Source organism: Streptomyces sp. SID1328 (assembly GCF_009865595.1).
Classification (GTDB): Bacteria; Actinomycetota; Actinomycetes; order Streptomycetales; family Streptomycetaceae; genus Streptomyces; species Streptomyces griseoluteus.
Genome location: NZ_WWKH01000187.1, coordinates 1 through 1,224, shown reverse-complemented (window position 1 = coordinate 1,224; position 1,224 = coordinate 1). Strand labels below are relative to the sequence as shown.

Annotated in this window: 2 protein-coding genes and 1 pseudogene; all 3 read right to left on the bottom strand. The window is 67.9% G+C overall.

Annotated elements, in window-relative coordinates; all coding sequences use genetic code 11:
* The coding region (locus GT030_RS05705; RefSeq protein ID WP_161200133.1) for a chaplin at nucleotides 1–465 on the bottom strand (465 nt) is incomplete at its 3' end.
* Between the two features lie 121 nt (nucleotides 466–586).
* Nucleotides 587–814, bottom strand: coding sequence for a chaplin (locus GT030_RS05700; protein WP_161200134.1), 228 nt, complete (start codon nucleotides 812–814; stop codon nucleotides 587–589).
* A 272-nt stretch (nucleotides 815–1,086) separates the two neighbouring features.
* Nucleotides 1,087–1,224, bottom strand: a pseudogene (locus tag GT030_RS05695) (RdlA protein); the annotation flags it as partial.

The following is a 1,224-nucleotide window of genomic DNA, read 5'->3' as shown; positions in this document are numbered from 1 at the left end:
GGTCGTCTCGTCGTCGCCGTACGAGGCGGGCGCGGTGGTGACCGGGGCGCTCGGCTCGTCATGGCCGTAGGACGGGGGCGGGGTCGTCTTGTGGTCGTCCCCGTACGAGCCCGGCGGCTTGGTCTCCTCGGCACCGTACGCGGGCGGGGTCTTGACCGGGGTGCTCGGTTCGGCGTCGTCACCGTAGGACGACGGCGCGGTGGTGCGGGGCGCCTTGGGGAGGGCGTCCTTGACACAGGCGTTGCCGACGGCCGGGTTCAGCGCGGCCGCCACATCGACGGAGTGCCCGCAGATGTCGACCGGGATGTGCACCGGCACCTTGAGGGTGTTGCCGGACAGCGCGCCGTGAGAGCCCTGTGCGGTTCCGTGCGCTCCCGAATCGGCGAGCGCCTGACTGACGTACAAGGACAGCACACCCGTCGCGGCGGCGGCCACGACCATGCCCTTGCTCAGGGTCTGTCGCAATCTCGTGGTCTTCCTGCTCGGAGAAGTGGGAAGGCCGGCCCCGGAACGCAGATGCACATTGATCGACGGTCCGGGGCCGGCCTGAACGCAGCCGTGGGGCTGGTGTCTTGCGTTACGCGCGTCAGTCGTTGACGCAGGCGTTGCCGAACGCCGGGTTCAGCAGGGCGATCACGTTGACGGTGTTGCCGCAGACGTTGACCGGGATGTGGATCGGGACCTGGACGGCGTTGCCCGACAGCACGCCCGGCGAACCGACCGCGGCACCCTCGGCACCGGCGTCGGCGAAGGCGGGAACCGCCCCGCCCAGAGCCAGGATGGCGCCGGCGACGACAGCAGCGCTCTTCTTCATGGTCTTTCCCTTCTCTGCGGTCATGCCCTGTGACGGCCGAAACCGAGCGAGCACAACTTGAACGGCTCGCACCATGACCGGCAGGCTGTAGAACGAGGAATAGACGGCGGAAGAAACTGCGGAACGTGCTTGGCCCGCCAATTCACTCGAACGCCCCTGGGGAATTGACAGCATGGAGCAACTCCGAGGCCCTGAAAATGAACAGCGAAAACCGCCCGGCGCACGGAAAATCCGTGCTGCCGGGCGGTTTTCTCGAGGCGCTCGCGCCTGCGTCAGTCGTTGGTGACGCCGTTGCCCGCGAGGACGGACACGTCGTCGACGAGGTGTGACAGCGGCTCGTCGTTCTTCGCCTGGGTGGAGTTCTCGGCGCACTGCTGGTTCTGCGGCGAGGACAGGACGGGGATGTCCTG